Source organism: Pseudonocardia sp. McavD-2-B (assembly GCF_024124365.1).
Taxonomy (GTDB): domain Bacteria; phylum Actinomycetota; class Actinomycetes; order Mycobacteriales; family Pseudonocardiaceae; genus Pseudonocardia; species Pseudonocardia alni.
Genome location: NZ_JAMXSG010000462.1, coordinates 1 through 2,332, shown reverse-complemented (window position 1 = coordinate 2,332; position 2,332 = coordinate 1). Strand labels below are relative to the sequence as shown.

2 protein-coding genes and 1 pseudogene are annotated in these 2,332 nt (G+C 76.8%); all 3 read left to right on the top strand.

The window, feature by feature from the left end:
* Positions 1 to 460: pseudogene (locus NH602_RS30195) on the top strand (glycosyl transferase); the annotation flags it as partial.
* A gap of 173 nt (positions 461 to 633) precedes the next feature.
* Positions 634 to 1,185, top strand: a complete 552-nt coding sequence (locus NH602_RS30190) for a PH domain-containing protein (RefSeq protein ID WP_179760811.1) — start codon at positions 634 to 636, stop codon at positions 1,183 to 1,185.
* Positions 1,182 to 2,332 (top strand): PH domain-containing protein (locus NH602_RS31685; RefSeq protein ID WP_308292902.1); only part of this gene is annotated, 1,151 nt, incomplete at its 3' end. The genes NH602_RS30190 and NH602_RS31685, both read left to right, overlap by 4 nt.

Sequence of the window (2,332 nt, the reverse complement as noted above, 5' to 3'; positions counted from 1 at the left end):
CGGCGCCACCGATGCCGGTGGGCTGCCTGCCGGTGCCGCGCCGGATGGTGCCGGGCAGCCCGGCGCGGGCGGGCCGGGCGGGATGCCCGGTGGCGGTCCGGGAGGCGAGCGGACCAGCGCCCAGGTCGTGGCCCTGCTGCGTGAGGCAGGACCGTCCCGCTGGGCGGCGGCGACGATCGGCTCGCAGGGCGCGGCGTCGATGATGCTCGCCGCGGGCGGGGACACCGCCGTCATGGCGATCGGCGGCTTCTCCGGCAGCGACGACTCCCCCACCCTGGAGCAGTTCCGGCAGTACGTCGCGCAGGGCGACGTCCGGTACTTCGTCAGCGGCGGCGAGCGGGGTGGCCCCGGCGGCGGCCGCGGCACCGGCGCGGAGATCACCGCCTGGGTCGCACAGCACTACACCGCGACGACCGTCGACGGCACCACGGTCTACGACCTGTCCGCGCCGGCCCACTGACCGTCGTCGCCCGCCGAGTGGCACACCACGTACCCGGACCGGGATTCCGGACGCACGTGGTGTGCCACTCGGCGGCACCCCTCTGTCTGCCACGCCCCCTCTTTCGGCCACAGTGGGGTCTCCGACGGCGTGCTCGGATGCTCCCGCCGGGTGCGGTTCGGCAGAGTGGGACCATGACCGCCACCGGCCCCCGCACCGGCGACCCCGGACCCGGGATCCCGACCGACGCGCTGCCGCTCCCGTTGCGCCCACCCGCGAACCGGGTCGACCCCCGCGCGATCTGGTGGTGGCGGCTCTCGGCGGTGCCGGTCCCGCTCGTGCTGCTCGGCGGCCAGGTCGTCGCGTGGTTCCTGCTGCCCGCGGTCCCGTGGCACGGGGTGCTGATCGCGACCGTGGTGTTGACGGTGCTGTGGCTGCTGGTCGGGACGCTCGTCGTGCCCGGTCTGCGGTACCGGCTGCACCGCTGGGAGGTGACCGAGGACGCCGTCTACACCCGGTCGGGCTGGCTGGTGCGGGAGTGGCGGATCGCGCCGATCCCGCGGGTGCAGACCGTCGACACCGAGCACGGCCCGCTGCAGCAGGCGCTGCGCCTGGCGACGGTGACCGTCACGACCGCGTCGGCCCGCGGCCCGGTACGCATCGCCGGGCTCGACGCCGACGCCGCCGCCGAGCTCGCCCGCAGGCTCACCGAGACGACCGGGCGGCACAGCGGGGACGCGACGTGACCGAGCCCGTACCCGTCGCACCCGCGGACGGCACCGGCCCGACCCCCGAGGAGGTCGGCTGGCGACGGCTGCCGGGCCGGATGCTGCTCGTCGGCCCGGCCACCGCGCTGCTGCGGCTGGCCCCCGCGCTGGTCGTGCTGGTCCTGTTCGGCGCGGGCAGCGGCAACTCCACCCAGGTCTGGATCGCGGGGGCGGCGGTCGTCGTCGCGGTCGCGGTGGGCGTCGTGCGCTGGCGCACCACCCGCTACCGGATCACCGACGAACGCGTCGAGCTGCACAGCGGGCTGCTGAACCGGCAGCGCCGCTCGGTGCCGCGGGACCGGATCCGCACCGTCGACCTGACCGCACCGCTGCTGCACCGGCTCGTCGGGCTGTCGGTGGTGAAGGTCGGCTCCGGGCAGAGCGGGTCGGACGCGGGCCTCGACCTCGACGCCGTCACCACCGACGAGGCCGAACGGCTGCGCCGCGAGCTGCTCGCCCGCCCCGCCCCGGCACGCGGACCGGCCGCGGTCGCCGGCGGGACCGGGGCGGACCGGGCCCGGGTCGAGGGGAACGGTGCCGACGGGAACGGTGCCGACGGGAACGGTGCCGACGGGAACGGTGCCGACGGGGACGCGGCCGGCGGGGACGGGACCGTCGGCCCGGCGGATCCCGTCGACCCCGCGGGCGAGGAGCTCGACCGGATCGACTGGTCCTCGCTGCGCTTCGCCCCGCTGACGGTCAGCTCGCTGGCCGCGATCGGTGCGCTGGCCGGCGCCGGCTGGAACGTGCTCAACGAGACCGGCCTCGACCCGCGCTCGCTGCCCGGCGCGGACGCCGTCGCCGGGGAGCTGTCGGCCGCACCGGTCTGGGCGACGGTGCTCGTCGCGGTCGCGCTCCTGCTGCTGGTCATGGTCGCCGGCAGCATCGTGCTGTTCGTGGAGCGCTGGTGGGACTACCGGCTCAGCCGCGAGCCCGACGGCACGCTGCGGGTGCGACGCGGCCTGCTGACCAAGCGGTCGCTGTCGGTGTCCGAGCAGCGGCTGCGCGGGGTGACGGTGTCCGAGCCGCTGCTGGTGCGGGCCCTGGGCGGCGGTGCCCAGGCCGGGGCGCTGACCGTCGGGCTCGCCGGGGAGGACACGGACTCCGGCGGCGGCGCACTCGGCCC